General features: G+C 66.5%; 12 protein-coding genes and 1 pseudogene. 7 read left to right on the top strand and 6 right to left on the bottom strand.

The genetic code is table 11. The annotated features are described in order from the left end of the window. Positions 1–15: 15 nt before the first annotated feature. Entirely contained in the window at positions 16–450 is a 435-nt protein-coding gene (locus QMG72_RS12835; RefSeq protein WP_283480707.1) for a VOC family protein, read from the bottom strand. 144 nt (positions 451–594) lie between these two features. On the opposite strand from QMG72_RS12835, the gene QMG72_RS12830 reads away from it, so the two are divergent. From QMG72_RS12830 to QMG72_RS12820, 3 genes are all read left to right on the top strand, one after another. Then, on the top strand, positions 595–1,581 hold the full coding sequence (locus QMG72_RS12830; protein WP_253031923.1) for a DUF808 domain-containing protein: 987 nt from the start codon (positions 595–597) through the stop codon (positions 1,579–1,581). Positions 1,582–1,684: 103 nt separating this feature from the next. After that, positions 1,685–3,424 carry an ABC transporter ATP-binding protein gene (locus tag QMG72_RS12825; protein WP_283480706.1) on the top strand — a complete coding sequence of 580 codons (1,740 nt, stop codon included), beginning with the start codon at positions 1,685–1,687 and terminating at the stop codon, positions 3,422–3,424. Further along, positions 3,421–5,460 (top strand): ABC transporter ATP-binding protein, encoded by a 2,040-nt coding sequence (locus QMG72_RS12820; protein ID WP_283480705.1) that lies wholly within the window; start codon positions 3,421–3,423, stop codon positions 5,458–5,460. The genes QMG72_RS12825 and QMG72_RS12820 overlap by 4 nt, the downstream gene beginning before the upstream one ends. Positions 5,461–5,490: 30 nt before the next feature. On the opposite strand, the gene QMG72_RS12815 is transcribed toward QMG72_RS12820, so the two are convergent. The 4 genes from QMG72_RS12815 to QMG72_RS12800 all read right to left on the bottom strand — a co-directional run bounded on the left by QMG72_RS12815 (position 5,491) and on the right by QMG72_RS12800 (position 8,200). Next, the gene (locus QMG72_RS12815) at positions 5,491–5,865 is read right to left on the bottom strand and encodes a hypothetical protein (RefSeq protein ID WP_283480704.1); all 375 of its coding nucleotides are present in this window, start codon (positions 5,863–5,865) and stop codon (positions 5,491–5,493) included. Between the two features lie 10 nt (positions 5,866–5,875). Next, the gene (locus QMG72_RS12810; RefSeq protein WP_226775373.1) at positions 5,876–6,460 is read right to left on the bottom strand and encodes a hypothetical protein; all 585 of its coding nucleotides are present in this window, start codon (positions 6,458–6,460) and stop codon (positions 5,876–5,878) included. A 358-nt stretch (positions 6,461–6,818) separates the two neighbouring features. After that, positions 6,819–7,538, bottom strand: coding sequence for an SCO1664 family protein (locus QMG72_RS12805; RefSeq protein WP_226775374.1), 720 nt, complete (start codon positions 7,536–7,538; stop codon positions 6,819–6,821). Beyond that, positions 7,535–8,200: a histidine phosphatase family protein gene (locus QMG72_RS12800; protein ID WP_226775375.1), complete on the bottom strand. Its 666-nt coding sequence runs from the start codon at positions 8,198–8,200 to the stop codon at positions 7,535–7,537. The genes QMG72_RS12805 and QMG72_RS12800 overlap by 4 nt, the downstream gene beginning before the upstream one ends. Positions 8,201–8,309: 109 nt before the next feature. Between QMG72_RS12800 and QMG72_RS12795 the strand changes: the two genes are divergently transcribed. The 4 genes and pseudogenes from QMG72_RS12795 to QMG72_RS12780 all read left to right on the top strand — a co-directional run. Then, positions 8,310–9,698, top strand: a complete 1,389-nt coding sequence (locus QMG72_RS12795; protein ID WP_226775376.1) for a sigma 54-interacting transcriptional regulator — start codon at positions 8,310–8,312, stop codon at positions 9,696–9,698. A 30-nt stretch (positions 9,699–9,728) separates the two neighbouring features. Next, positions 9,729–11,732, top strand: coding sequence for a vWA domain-containing protein (locus QMG72_RS12790; protein WP_226775377.1), 2,004 nt, complete (start codon positions 9,729–9,731; stop codon positions 11,730–11,732). A 124-nt stretch (positions 11,733–11,856) separates the two neighbouring features. Beyond that, the gene (locus tag QMG72_RS12785) at positions 11,857–12,516 is read left to right on the top strand and encodes a dihydrofolate reductase family protein (protein WP_226775378.1); all 660 of its coding nucleotides are present in this window, start codon (positions 11,857–11,859) and stop codon (positions 12,514–12,516) included. A gap of 158 nt (positions 12,517–12,674) precedes the next feature. Beyond that, positions 12,675–14,012: pseudogene (locus QMG72_RS12780) on the top strand (HNH endonuclease signature motif containing protein); the annotation flags it as partial. A gap of 14 nt (positions 14,013–14,026) precedes the next feature. On the opposite strand, the gene QMG72_RS12775 reads toward QMG72_RS12780, so the two are convergent. Continuing rightward, positions 14,027–15,427, bottom strand: a 1,401-nt coding sequence (locus QMG72_RS12775; protein ID WP_349359465.1) for a cytochrome b/b6 domain-containing protein, incomplete at its 5' end; no start/stop codon positions are given.

Here is a 15,427-nt window from a genome sequence, read left to right as displayed (position 1 = left end):
GCACCGGCCAGGCGCTCAGCTTTTCTTCAATTCCTCGGCGAGCATCACGAGGATGCCGCTGGGCCCGCGGACGTACGTGAGCTTGTAGATGTCTTTGTAGGTCGCCACGCCGCGAAGCGGATAGCAGCCGTGCCTTGCGGCTATTTCCAGGGCTTCGTCGATGTCAGCAACTGAGAACGCGACCCGGTGCATGCCAATCTCGTTGGGACGCGTGGGCGCCGTCTCGATCGCATCGGGGTGGATGTACTCAAAGAGTTCGAGGCGGCCGTGACCGTCCGGCGTTTCGAGCATGGCCATGTTGGCGTGATTGCCGTCAAGCCCGACGGCGTCGGTCCAATCGCCGCTGACGGTGTCCCGGCCAACGACCGCGAGACCGAGGTCGGTGAAGAAAGCGATCGCGGCCTCCAAGTCGCGGACGGCGATGCCGACGTTCTCAAGTCTGATGTTCATGCTCTTCACGCTACCGAGCCGGCCCGGTCCAGATCCAGCGGCGACGGGCTACGCGCCACCATATAATTCGAGGATGCCAATCACGCGCCTTGACCGAGGCAACTTCGTCCAGCCGTACGCCCTCCAGCAGTCCGGAAGCGAGCTGTGAGCGGCGGTCTCGTCGCCCTGCTGGACGACATAGCAGCCCTGGCCAAGATTGCGGCCGCCTCGGTGGACGACGTCGCAGCCGGAGCGGCCAAGGCGGGGGCCAAGGCAGCGGGCGTGGTCATTGACGACGCCGCCGTCACCCCGCAGTATGTGTCCGGGGCGGACCCGTCCCGCGAACTGCCGATGATCAAGCGGATCTTCTGGGGCTCGCTGCGAAACAAACTTTTGATCATCCTGCCGGCGCTGCTGCTCATCAGCGCCTTCATCCCGGGGGTCATTCCGTTCATCCTTATGCTGGGCGGCACCTACCTCTGCTATGAGGGTGCCGAGAAGGTCTGGCATAAGCTCCGCGGCCACCACGAGGCCGATGAAGAGACGCCGGCGGTCGACCGGGGCCCGGAGGCGGAGGCCAAGGTCACCAAGGGCGCGATCACTACGGACTTTATCCTCTCCTGCGAGATCATGGTCATCGCGATGAACGAGGTGTCCGCCGAGTCCCTGTGGACCCGGGCGGTCATCCTGGTGATTGTGGCGCTCGCGATCACGGTGGGCGTGTACGGCGCCGTCGCGCTCATCGTCAAGATGGACGACATCGGCCTGCACCTGACCACCAAGGAGTCCGCGGGCTCCCAGCGCTTCGGCGAGCTGCTCGTCAAGGGCATGCCCGCCGTCCTGACCACGATCACCGTTATCGGGACGGTCGCCATGCTGTGGGTCGGCGGCCACATCATGCTCCAGGGGGCCTACGACCTTGGCTGGCACCTGCCGTATGACCTGGTCCACGTCCTGGAAGCTCCCTTCGCCGGGATCCCGGTGGTGGGCGGCTTCCTGGCCTGGCTTGTGAACACCCTGTGCTCGGCCGTCCTTGGTCTCGCCTGGGGCATCGTCGTCATGGCTCTCCTGCATCCGCTGCTCAAAGTGCTGCCGTTCGGCAAGAAGGAGGGCGGGCACAAAGAGGGCGACGTCCGCGCCGCGGTCGACTGAGATCCAACCCGGATCAGCCCTCAGAGGAACCCCGTCCGTTCCAAGCATCCGGACGTAAACTGAGCCTCGAATCACTTTGTGTGACACGTGGCTTGGAGTTTGGATGCTCTGGAAACTGCTCGTTGAATACTTACAGCCGCAACGGCGGCTGCTGCTCGCCGTCGTCGTCTTCCAGTTGGCGCAATCCATCGCGTCGCTGTACCTGCCCACGCTGAACGCGGACATCATCGACCAGGGTGTGGCGAAGGGGGACACCGACTACATCCTGCGCACCGGCGCCGTGATGCTGCTGGTGACCCTGCTGCAGATCGTGTGCGCCATCGCCGCCGTGTACTTCGGGGCGAAGGCGGCGATGGCGCTGGGCCGGGACGTGCGCGGGGCGATCTTCAGCAAGGTAGCGGCCTTCTCCGAACAGGAGGTCACCCACTTCGGCGCGCCGAGCCTGATCACCCGCTCCACCAACGATGTCCAGCAGGTCCAGCAGCTGGTGCTGATGTCCGCCACCCTGATGGTCACCGCGCCCATGCTCAGCATCGGCGGGGTGATCATGGCGATGCGGCAGGACCTCCAGCTGTCCTGGCTGATTGCGGTCAGCGTGCCGGTGCTGCTGGTCGCCGTGGGGCTCATCATCATCCGGATGGTGCCGCTGTTCCGGCTGATGCAGACCCGGATCGACACCGTAAACCGGGTGCTCCGCGAACAGCTCACCGGCATCCGGGTGGTCCGGGCCTTCGTCCGCGAGGACGTGGAGAGCGCCCGCTTCGGCCGGGCCAACGCGGACGTCACAGACACCGGACTGCGCGCCGGCCGCCTAATGGCGCTCGCGTTCCCTACCGTGATGCTGGTGCTGAATGTCTCCTCCGTGGCCGTGATCTGGTTCGGCGCGTTCCGGATCCAGGACGGCTCCATGCAGGTGGGCACCATGATCGCGTTCCTGAGCTACCTGATGCAGATCCTGATGTCCGTTATGATGGCGACGTTTATGGCGATCATGATCCCGCGCGCCGCGGTCTCGGCCGACCGGATCGGGAAGGTGCTCGGGACCGAGTCCAGCGTCCGCCCGCCGGAGCATCCGGTCGACTTTTCCGGGCGCACCGGCCGCGGTGAGCTTCAGATGCGCGACGTCGGTTTCGCCTACCCGGGTGCCGAACGGCCGGTCCTGTCCGGGATCAGTTTCACCGCCCGCGCGGGGCAGACGACAGCGATCATCGGTGCCACCGGTTCCGGCAAGACCACCCTGGTGAACCTGATGCCGCGGCTCTTCGACGCCACCTCCGGTTCGGTCCGGATCGACGGCGTGGACGTGCGCCAGCTGCACCCGGACCTGCTCTGGGGGCACATCGGCCTGGTCCCGCAGAAGCCGTACCTGTTCTCCGGGACCGTCCGCAGCAACCTGCTTTACGGCAAACCCGACGCCACGGAGGATGAAATGTGGCAAGCGCTGTCCATTGCGCAGGCGGAGGACTTTGTCCGCGAGATGGACGGCGGGCTGGATGCGGCCATCTCCCAGGGCGGCACCAACGTCTCCGGCGGGCAACGGCAGCGGATCGCGATCGCCCGGGCGCTGGTGAAACGGCCCGAGCTTTACATCTTTGACGACTCCTTTTCCTCGCTGGACACCGCCACCGATGCCCGGCTGCGGCGGGCGCTCAAGGAGCACACCGCCGGCGCCACCCTGGTGATCATCGCCCAGCGGGTCTCCAGCATTGTGGACGCGGACCAGATCCTCGTCGTCGACGACGGCAGGATCGTCGCGGACGGCACGCACGAGGAGCTGCTGGAGACCTCGGAGACGTACCAGGAGATTGTGAACTCCCAGCTCGCAGCGGAGGAGGCAGCATGAGCGGCACCAACAGCAACGGCCCGCGGACCGCAGCTGACGGACGGGTGCCCGGCGGGGGAGCCGGGAAACCCGGCGGACCTGCCGCCGTCGAGCGCATTCCCCGTCCGCGCGGCGGCCCCGGCCACGGCGGACCCTTTGCCGGGATGAACGTGCCGGCGGAGAAGGCAATGAACTTCGGCCCGTCCGCGAAGCGGCTGCTCGGCCAGCTGCACCCGGAGCGGCTGTGGTTGACCCTGGTCCTGGGACTCGCGGTGGTGAGCGTGGCGTTCTCGGTGATCGGCCCGCGGCTCCTCGGCGAGGGCACCAACCTGATCTTCGCCGGCGTCGTGTCCAAGCAGCTGCCCGCAGGGGTGAGCCAGGCCCAGCTGATCGCCCAGCTGCGCGCCGCGGGGGAGAACCAAAAAGCGGACATGCTCAGCGCCATGACGCTGACGCCCGGGGTTGGGATCGACTTCACCGCGCTGTCCTCAGTGCTGTTGTGGGCGCTGGTGCTCTACGTGCTGGCCTCGGCGTTCAGCTGGGTGCAGGCGTACGTGCTCAACGGGATTGTGCAGCGCACCGTGTTCCGGCTGCGCGAGCGGATCGAAGCCAAGATCAACCGGCTGCCGCTGCGCTACTTCGACTCGGTGCAGCGCGGCGAGCTGCTCAGCCGCGTTACCAATGATGTGGACAACATCTCCCAAAGCCTGCAGCAGTCCATCAGCCAGGCCGTCACCTCGCTGCTGACCGTGCTGGGCGTGCTGATCATGATGTTCATCCTCTCGCCCACGCTGGCGCTGATCGCACTGGTGACAATTCCGCTGACGCTGGTGACGACAGCGCTGATCGCCAAGCGCTCGCAGAAACTGTTCGTGGCGCAGTGGAAGCACACCGGTGAGTTGAACGGCCAGATCGAGGAGACCTACACCGGGCACGCGCTGGTGAAGGTCTTCGGCCGGCAGCGCGAGGTGGAGGAGACGTTCCGGCAGAAGAACGCGGAGCTGTACCAGGCGAGCTTCGGCGCGCAGTTCATTTCCGGGCTGATCATGCCGGCCATGACGTTCATCGGGAACCTGGTCTACGTGGGGATCGCCGTGGTGGGTGGGCTGCAGGTGGCTTCCGGAGCCATGCAGCTCGGAGACGTGCAGGCGTTCATCCAGTACTCCCGGCAGTTCACCCAGCCGCTGGCCCAGCTGGGGTCCATGGCGAACCTGCTGCAATCCGGTGTGGCCAGCGCCGAGCGGGTGTTCGAGCTGCTGGACACCGAGGAGCAGTCGGCTGATCCGGATGTTGCGGTGGTTCCCGAGTCCAAGCGCGGGCGGCTGGTGTTCGAGGACGTGTCCTTTGCGTACACGCCGGACAAGCCGCTGATCGCGGACCTGAATCTGGTGGCCGAGCCGGGGCAGACCGTGGCCATTGTGGGCCCCACCGGAGCCGGCAAGACCACCTTGGTGAACCTGATGATGCGCTTCTACGAGCTCGACGCCGGGCGGATCACACTCGACGGCGTGGACGTCACCGCGATGACCCGCAACGAGTTGCGCTCACGGATGGGCATGGTGCTGCAGGACACCTGGCTGTTCGGCGGGACCATCCGGGACAACATCGCCTACGGCCGGCCTTCCGCTTCCGAGACGGAGATCATGGAAGCGGCGAAGGCCACTTACGTAGACCGGTTCGTCAGGTCCCTGCCGGAGGGCTACGACACCGTGCTCGACGACGAGGGTGCCAACGTCTCGGCGGGGGAGAAGCAGCTGCTCACCATTGCCCGGGCGTTCCTGGCCCGGCCCTCGGTGCTGATCCTGGACGAGGCAACATCGTCGGTGGATACGCGGACCGAGGTACTGGTGCAGAAGGCGATGAGCGCGCTGCGGTCGGACCGGACCTCGTTCGTCATTGCCCACCGGCTCTCCACCATCCGCGACGCCGACCTCATCCTGGTGATGGAGGCCGGCCAGATCGTCGAGCAGGGCACGCACGCGTCGCTGCTGGAGGCTGGCGGGGCGTATGCGCGGCTGTACGAGGCGCAGTTCGCGGCCCCGGTGGCGGAGGTCTAGCGGGGACCCGGCCGGACCGGTGTTCAGACCTTAGACTGCAGCGGACTCGTCGTAGCGGCCATGGCGGTGCAACCACACATAAAGGCTAACTGAGGCGCCGACGGCCAGCAGCGGGACGGCCCAAACTGCGGAATCAGTGCCGCGCAGCAGGACGGCAACGGCAACGACGGCGGCCGCCGTGACGCCGACGCCCGGTGAGGCAGTTGAGATGTGCCGCAAAACGTCTTTCCTGAACTGTCCATGCAGAGCCGTGAGGCCGACGATGGCGACCACGAGTGCGATTGCCGCTCCGAGTAGAATTAACCCCTCGGCGAGGCCAATGACAACGACTCCAGCAGCGAAAAATAAGCTTAGGAGTAGCCAGTAAGCGTCTTTAGTTTGACCATTTCGGATTATTTGGTTCATTAGTTCGATCCTAGCAACCGCGGTTGAAGTCGAGGGCTGTTCCGCCCAAGCCCATGGCCAGGGCACAAGCGAGAGCGGCTCCAGGGCCGAAGAATCCCATTGCGCCGCAGAACGCTGCTTCCGTTGCATACCAGGCCCAGAACGCAGCCCACGCTGATGGACATGAAGGAAGGGCCGTCGTCTCGCCCTGATTTTTTGCTGGGGCCGTGAAGCCGTATGTCGGATCGATCTCGACGCTGGTGGCCAGGGTGCCGTCGGACATTGAAGTCACCCTGATATCGAGGGCGCCCTTGTTGGTCATGTCAACAAAACTGCGCAACGCCTCGGTCGGCATGGAGGCCGCGAAGAACGCCTTCTGCTGGTCGACGTCGACGTTATCGAACCGCTCGAGATACGTGTCGATTGCCGGCGCGTCATCCAGGATGTTCATCCGCTCTTGGAAGTCGGTGGGGTCAGCCGCAATATGCTCGCGGAGGTTATCCATTGCGATTGCCTGTTGTCCTGCCGAGGGCTCGCCCGCTTCTGCGAACGATGCCGCTGATGCCGCTGTTGGCGTCGAGAGCCCTACCAAAGCGCAGCAGAGCATAGCGATCATTAGACGGAACTTCCTTCTCATGTTTCCCCCAATTTTTGATGTCACAAGTAAGACTCAAGCAAATATGCCAGTGAATAGACTAAGGATAATATTGTGACAATTCTTGTCAAGAAAGCCTACATGCCGAGCTTGATGCAGTGCGATCGATTAAACAGATTGTCACGGGGAGAGTGCGGCTGTGGTCGCACCGGAGATCCTGCCACATGCGGGTCAGGATCTATTCGGGCCACCTCTTGGGCTGACATGCGGTTCCATGCGTCGATTTCAAACCCCGCAAAGCTGCCGATGTCGCGGCGCTTCCTTGGCTCGCCGTCCAGAGCCCAAATCTGGAAAGAGCTCGCACTGTCATTGACAGGTCTTACACCAGCGGCCACGGGTACCGCGACCCGGTGCGATCCACGGGCAGCACCCCCGCGACCAGCATGCGCTGAACGCGCCGTTTCAGGGCTGTGACCTCGTCGTCGTCGAGCAGCTCGGCCAGCTCGGGAGGCGCGGCCTCGGCGAGCGGAGCGAGGTCCGCCAGCAGGGCATCGGGAATCGGGTCGCCCGCGAAGTCCCAGATCACGGTGCGCAGTTTGAACGCTGCCGAAAAACACAGCCCGTGGTCGATGCCCCAGATCCGCCCGTCGTCGCCGCGCAGCACATGCCCACTCTTGCGGTCGGTGTTGTTGGCGACGTAATCGAACAGCGCCATCCGGGCCATGTCGGGGTGCGTGGAAGGGTCCTCGGATGCCAGCGTGAAATAGTGCTCGCGGAAGTCGCAGTCGATGAACCACTGCAGCGAGCCCACCCCCAGCGGCGCGTCCTCGCGGATCACCGTAGGCGGCACCATGCCCCAACCCAGCGCCTCGCTGAGCAGATACGCCGCACGTTCGCGCCGGTGCAGCCCTGGCTCAAAGTCGGACAGCGGACGTTCCCCGGCCACCGGCTTGTACACCGCCTGTGCGCTGTCCTCCCCGTGGCTGAGCTGGACCAGGAACGTTTCGTTGCTGCTGCGCAGAATTTGGCCCACCAGCTCCACACCGCCCTCGGTGAGCAGCGTCAGCTCCCGCCCGGCCCCCGCAGATTCGTGCGTCACCGCGGCCTCAGCTTGCTTAGCGGCTCCGAATGGGAATTCACCATCGGCACCGAGGACGGCTGGCCATCCACAAACTGCACCGCGGACACCGAGCCCGGGCTGATCATAATGCGCTGGAACAGATCCAGGGGTGTGCCCAGTGCATGGGCCACCGCCGCCTTGATGGTGTCGGCGTGGGAGAAACAGACGACGACGCCGCCCGGGTGCGCCACACAGAGCGCTGCCAGCGACCCAACAATCCGGTCCTGCATCTCGGTAAAGCTCTCACCGTGGGGGAAGCGGAAGGTGGACGGGTTGTTCTGCACGGTCCGCCACTCCGGCAGGACCGCCAGGTCAGCGATTGCCGCGCCGGTCCAGTCGCCGAAGTCGCACTCTAGCAGCCCGGGCTCGTGCTGCACCTCCAGCCCGGTGCGGGCCGCCGTCGGCTCCGCCGTCTCGCGGGCGCGCTCCAACGGCGAGGAATACAGGGCGCTGACGGACAAGCCGGTGAGCCGTTCAGCCACCCGCTCGGCCTGGGCCCGGCCCCGGTCGGACAGATGCAGTCCCGGCGCCCTGCCCGGCAGCACGGTGCCCGTCGTCGGCGTCTCCCCGTGGCGCACTAGGAGCAGGAGCGTGCCCTGCCGCCGGGGCTCCGCTGAAGGTTCGGAGGTTGCTGAAGTCATCAAGTTCTAAGCGTAGCGGGAGGGGTCCCCGCCCGAGCTTGCGAGGGAAGGGGAAACTGCGGAGCGGTGGGGGGTGCCATGGTCCCGAGGCGAGGTCTACGGTGGAGGGGTGACTGAACGCCCTGAAATCTTCACAGTTGGTGAACTGCGAGTCTCCGGCCACGTCCAGAAGGACCTGCGCCGGGAAATCCGCGACAACCTCCTCGCCGCGCTGTCGGCGGGACGTGATCCGTGGCCCGGCATCTTCGGCTTCGGCCGGACCGTGCTGCCGCAGTTGGAGCGGGCCCTGCTCGCCGGCCATGACATTGTCCTCCTGGGCGAGCGCGGGCAGGGCAAGACCCGCCTGCTGCGCACCCTGGCCGGGCTGCTGGACGAGTGGTCGCCGGTGATCGAGGACTCGGAACTGAACGAACACCCCTTCGAGCCCATCACCGCGCATTCGCGTGCCTTGGCGCTCACGGAGGGGGACAGACTGCGCGTGGCCTGGCGCCACCGCTCGGAACGCTATGTGGAAAAACTCGCGACGCCGGACACCTCCGTCGCGGACCTGATCGGCGACGTCGACCCCATGCGCGTGGCAGAGGGCCGCCGGCTGGGCGACCCGGAAACCATCCACTACGGCCTGATCCCGCGCTCCAACCGCGGGATCGTGGCCATCAATGAACTCCCGGACCTCGCCGAGCGCATCCAGGTCTCCATGCTCAACGTGATGGAGGAACGCGACATACAGATCCGCGGCTACGTGCTGCGGCTGCCCCTGGACGTCCTGGTGGTGGCCTCCGCCAACCCGGAGGACTACACCAACCGCGGCCGGATCATCACGCCCTTAAAGGACCGCTTCGGCGCCGAAATCCGCACGCACTACCCGATCGAGCTCGACGACGAAGTGTCCGTCATCGTTCAGGAGGGCCACCTGGTGGCCAACGTACCGGCCGTCATCCTGGAAATCCTGGCCCGCTACACCCGGGCCCTGCGCCAGTCCCCGGCCATTAACCAGACCTCCGGTGTGTCCGCACGGTTCGCCATTGCCGGCGCCGAAACGGTAGCCGCCGCAGCCCTGCGCCGGGCCAGCGTCCGCGGCGAGGACGAAGCCGTCGCCCGAATCATCGACCTGGACGCCGCCGTGGAAGTCCTGACCGGAAAAATCGAGTTCGAATCCGGCGAGGAGGGCCGCGAACAGGACATCCTCGACCACCTCCTGCGCACCGCCACCATGGAGGCCGTGCGGGAGCACTTCCACGGCCTGGATCTGGGACCGCTGGTCACCGCGTTGGACGGGCACGCCACGGTGACCACCGGCGAGCTGGTCACCGCGAAGGAATTCCTGGCCAACCTCCCCTCCCTCAACGGCTCCGGCCTCTACGAGGAGATCGGCGAACGCTTGGGCGCGGACAACGACGGCCAGCGCGCCGCCGCCGTCGAACTGGCACTCGAAGGGCTCTACCTCAGCCGCCGGATTTCCAAGGAGTCCGACGACGAGGCCACCATTTACGGCTAGGTAGTTCCAAGGCAGAGGACAGGAAGCGCCATGAGCCTTCACAACCGGTCCAGGTACGGCCGCTACGCCGGCGGACCCGACCCGCTGGCGCCCCCGGTGGACCTGGCGGAGGCGCTGGATGCCGTCGCCGACGACGTGATGGCCGGCTACTCGCCCCGGCGCGCGCTGCAGGAGTTCCTCCGGCGCGGCGGCCGGAACCAGCAGGGCCTGGACGATCTTGCCGGCCGCATCCAGCAGCGCCGCAAGGACCTGCTGGGCAAGCACAACCTGGATGGCACCCTCAACGAGGTCAAAAAGTTGCTGGACGCCGCCGTCCTGGAGGAGCGCAAACAGCTGGCCCGCGACGCGATGATGGACAACGCCGACCGCGCGTTCCGCGAAATGCAGCTGCAGAACCTGCCCAAGTCCACGGCAGCCGCCGTCCAGGAGCTGTCCTCCTACGACTGGCAGTCCAGCACCGCCAAGGAAACGTACGAACGGATCAAGGACCTGCTGGGCCGCGAAGTCCTGGACCAGCGGTTCGCCGGCATGAAGCAGGCGTTGGAAAGCGCCACCGAGGAGGACAGGGCCGCCATCAGCGAGATGCTGCGCGACCTCAACGAGCTCCTGGACAAGCACCGCCGCGGCGTGGACACCGAGCAGGACTTCCAGGACTTCATGGCCCGCCACGGCCAGCACTTCCCGGAGAACCCGCAGTCGGTTCAGGAGCTGGTGGACGCGCTGGCCAAGCGGGCAGCCGCCGCCCAGCGGATGATGCAGTCCATGTCCCCGGAACAGCGCGAAGAGCTGATGCGGCTCTCCGCCCAAGCATTCGGCTCACCGGAGCTGATGGCACAGCTGGGCCAACTGGACCAGACCCTCCAGGCCCTGCGCCCCGGCGAGGACTGGAATGGCTCCGAACAATTCGAGGGCCAGGAAGGGATGGGCCTGGGCGATGGCACCGGCGCGCTCCAGGACCTTGCCGAACTGGACGACCTCGCCGAGCAGCTTTCCCAGGATTATGACAGTGCGCATATGGATGACCTGGACCTGGGCGCCCTGGCTCGACAGCTCGGCGACGACGCAGCGGTCACCGCCCGCACGCTCGCCGCGATTGAAAAGGCCATGCACGACGGCGGCTACCTCAAGCGTGACGAGGACGGGAAACTGCAGCTCTCACCCCAGGCCATGCGCCGGCTGGGCAGGTCGCTGCTGCGCGACGCCGCCAAGCAACTCTCCGGCCGGCAGGGCAGCCGGGAAACCCGGGAGTCCGGGGCAGCGGGGGAGCCCACCGGCTCCAGCCGGCCGTGGGAGTTCGGCGACGCCGCACCCTGGGACGTCACCCGGACCATCACCAACGCGATCCGCCGGACCGTCGCCGACGGCGGCGATACCAGCCACGGCCTCCGGCTGGCGGTGGACGACATTGAGGTGACGGAGACCGAAGCGCGCACGCAGGCCGCCGTCGTCCTGCTGGTCGACGTTTCCTATTCCATGGCCGCCGAGGGACGCTGGGTGCCGATGAAACGCACCGCGCTGGCCCTGCACCACCTGGTCTCCACCAAGTTCCGCGGCGACCGGCTGCAGCTGATCACGTTCGGCCGCTACGCGCAGTCGATGGACATTGGCGAGCTCACCTCCCTGCCGGCCGTGCGCGAGCAAGGCACCAACCTGCACCACGGCCTGCTGTTGGCCGGCCGTTTCTTCCGCCGGCACCCGTCCATGCAGCCGGTCCTGCTGGTGGTGACCGACGGCGAACCCACCGCCCACCTGCTGCCCGACGGCGAATCGGTCTTCTCCTGGCCGCCGCACCCGCAGACCATCCGCCGCACGGTCGAGGAACTGGACAAGGTGGGCCGAGCCGGTGCGCAGTCCACGTTCTTCCGGCTTGGCGATGACCCGGGCCTGGAACGCTTCGTCCAGCAGATGGCCCGCCGCATCGATGCGCGTGTGGTGGCGCCGGAAACCGACGATCTGGGAGCGGCAGTAGTGGGTGAATACCTCCGCGCACACTTCCGTGGCCGCCCCTACGGCGACTCCGATTGGGCAAGTTAGGCGGCCGGCCCGCGCGAGTTCAGTTTTTGCTCGACGGCGGTACGGTTCTTTCAGCGTTGGTCTGGAGTCGGTGGGATCGATGACCATACAGTGACTGCGAACCACAACCACTCCAGGAGATGACATGTCCCTCGTCCGCGTGCATAACTTCTCGATCTCCCTCGACGGCTTCGGCACCGGCGAGGGCCAGCAACTCGACGCCCCGTTCGGTCACGCAGGCACACGGCTAGTGGAGTGGGCGTTCGAAACGCGCACCTTCCGCGAAATGGGTATCCACGGGGAGTCGCCGGGATCCCGCAGGGTCGACGAGGCATTCGCCAGCCAGTGGGGGCCCGGGGTTGGCGTGGAGATCATGGGACGGAACAAGTTCGGCCCGCAGCGCGGTCCCTGGGAGGACGCGGAATGGAAGGGCTGGTGGGGCGAAAGCCCGGTCTTCCACACTCCTGTTGTTGTGCTGACACACCATCCTCGGCCGGTACTCGAGATGGAAGGCGGAACAACCTTCCATTTCGTGGACGCCGACCCCGTCTCCGCGCTCCAGCAGGCTCGGGCCCTGGCCGGCGACCTCGATGTTCGGATCGGTGGCGGTGTCAGTACGGTTCGGCAGTTCCTCGAGGCCGATCTGATTGACCACATGCACATTGTCCTGGTGCCGATCGTCCTTGGTCGGGGCCAACGGCTCTGGGACGGACTCGAAGGACTCGAAGAACGTTTTGACATCGAAGCGACTCCGTCCCCCCTCGGTGTCCTCCATCTGGTCTTCACTCGACGTACGGCCCGGTAGGCCGACGTCGGAACGGGCCCCGCGGGCTCCCGGCCGCTCACCTGTCAGGACAGCTTCGCGATCGGGGCGAGCACGATCGGGCCGGCGGCTAAATTGTCAGTGCCTCCTGAGATGCTGTGGGTATGGAAGGCGAAGCAGTGCTGGAGACGGTGGCGGCCATGGCGGCAGCCGTTGCCGCTCTTTCAGTTCACGTCTGTGGGGGTGTTTGCGCCGGCCGCGGGACCGTAACCGAAAGCGCGACCGCAGGCACGATTGTGGGTGCGCCGGGTGCTGACCCGATTCGGGATCAGGCGGATGCGTGTCTGGATGGTCTTGCTGAAGTGGGCCGTATGGAAGCCCGGTTGGCCGCGCTGAAGGTACATTTCGCCGCCGGCTACGCCGCCGCGGGGGTGGCCATGACGGCGCCGGCCGTGTCCCCGCAGCAACGCATCGCCCGGCAGATGGCGGTGACGGCTGAAGTTGCCTGCGTGCTGACAGTGAGTGAGAGGTCGGCCGCGGCACTCCTGGCGGAGTCCGCCACGCTTACAACCGGGTTGCCGCTGACGCTGTCGGCGCTGCTGTCGGGGAACATTTCGTGGCAGCACGCACGGGTGATGTGTGATGAGACGTCCGGGCTGGAGCCCGCCGCGGCCGCCGCCCTGGAGGCTCATTTCCTGGACCCGGAGGCTCCCTTTGCAGCGCGCGGCTGCCCGGCGGGAGAGCTGGTGCCAGGCAGGTTTCGGGCCAAGGCGCGTAGTTGGCGTGAACGGCACCATCCAGTGAACATGCAGGTGCGCCACCGCAGAAGCATGCAGGACCGGCGGCTGGAATATGCCCCGGACCGGGACGGCATGGCGTGGCTCTCAGCCTACCTGCCGGCGGACGCTGCGGCGGGGGTCTGGGCACGTGCCACGGAGGCGGCCCGTGCCCTGCAGGGTCCGTCCGAATCCCGGACCTTAACCCAGTTGCGGGTCGACGTCGCCGCCACGTGGCTGCTGGCTGGAGTGGCGGATGGAACCCCATCACCCGCGGCTCAGGTCCTGGTCACCGTTCCGGTGTTGACGCTGATTGGCGCAGGGGAGGAACCGGCCCTCTTGGATGGGTACGGTCCCATTCCGGGGAGTATGGCCCGCCGGCTGGTCGGCGATGGTGCCGGATCGTTCCTGCGGGTGCTGACCGATCCTGCCAGCGGAGCGCCGCTGGAAATCGGACGCACCAGCTACCGGGTTCCGAAGGCGATGCGCCAATGGCTCCGGCTCCGGGATGGCCGGTGCCCTTTTCCCGGCTGCAGCAACCCTTCCCTGGACAACGAGGCGGACCATCTCTTGGCGTGGTCGGAGGGAGGCGGCACCGGCGTCGCAAACCTTGGCCAGCCCTGCCGAAAGCACCACCGCCTCAAACACCTCACGCCCTGGCGGCCTGATGGTGCGACCAGGGACCAGCCGCCGCGCTGGATCTCGCCCTCGGGACGCTCCTACCCCAGCGAACAACAGGACTGGGAACCGGCTCCCTGGCCAGCCGCGGGTCGATACTAGCGGCTGCTCACCTTGCCGAACAGCCTCGCCAACGGCGCGAGCACGATCGGGCGGGCGGCGTACCACCCGGCGGCGGTGACGGCGATGGCGGCGGCGAAGAGCCAGAAGCCTGCCCAGTTCACCGCGTCGGTGCCGCCGAACATGTGGTTGAGGTTGCGCAGGGCACCGGTAGCGAACACCAGGAACACATGGACGAGTATAAACGCCACGAAAAACAGCATCGTCGGGAAATGGACCGCGCGCGCAAGCTCGATCGGGTAGGCCCTGTTCAACGTCTTTGTGTTCTTCGGCCAGAATTCGCTCATGCGTACGCCAGTGATCGCCGCGAGCGGGGCCGCGACGAAGACGACAATGAAGTACATCAGCTGCTGCAGGCTGTTGTAGTTCACCCAGCCATTCTCGACGGGCCAGTCGAGTGTTATGTACTGCAGGAGCGCGGAGAGCGCGTTCGGGAACACCTCCCAGCTGGTCGGGAGGATCCGCATCCAGTGGCCGGAGGCAAACAGCAGCACCACAAAGACGAGTCCGTTGACTAGCCACAAAATGTCGAGCGACTGGTGCAGCCACAGGTTGATGCTAATTTTCTTGCCACCGCGTTTCGGCGTCCAGAACGCCGGCGGTTTCTGCTGGGTGCGCACCTGGTAACCGGAGCGGATGATGAGCGCGATCAGGAAGATATTCAGGAAGTGTGACCACTGCGCCCACCACGGAAAGCCAGGCTCCGCCGTCTCGGGCAGGCTGTATTCGCCCGGGTATCGGTCGAGGAACGCCGGCACACCGGGCAGCGTGGTCACACCGCGCGCGGCGAGCACCAAAATGCCGGCAGCGGCCACAGCGCCGGCTGCGAAGATTAACACCAGCTTTATCCACTGACCCAGGGTCCGGGAACCGTAGAGCCGCGCCTCGGCTTTTGGCCGGACGGGCTTTTGCGCGGCAACGGACGGTGCCGCCGCTGCCGCTGCCGGTGCCGCTGTCGCTGTCGCTGTCGCTGTCGCTGTCGGTACGGGTCCCGACGACGACGCCGACGCCGGTGCTGATGCCGGGACGGCGGGTACGCTCGCGACGGTGGTCGCCGGGACCACGGGGGCCTCTTGTGCGCTCGCCGCCGCCACCGGCGGTTCGGCCTCGGCTACGGCGTGCTCCACGCTGGTAGCCCGCGCAGGAGCCTGGACAATGTGCCCGGGAGCTGCCTGAACTGTAGGTGCAACGGCGGCCGAGGGAGCAAGTCCAGCCAGCGGCCACGGCTCCCCGCCGGGGACACGGGGAAGCCCACGACGCAGCGGGGTCGCTGCCGCCGTCGTCGTCGTGGCCGGTGCGGTCGCCAAGGGAGCTGCGGGTCGCGTCGCCGCCGGGATTGCTTGCGCAGGGGTCGCGGCCGCCGTCGCCGGTGCCACCAG

It is taken from the genome of Pseudarthrobacter sp. PH31-O2, from assembly GCF_030063265.1.
Taxonomy (GTDB): domain Bacteria; phylum Actinomycetota; class Actinomycetes; order Actinomycetales; family Micrococcaceae; genus Arthrobacter.
Note: the sequence above shows the minus strand (reverse complement) of the source record. Positions and strands in the feature narration are given on the sequence as shown.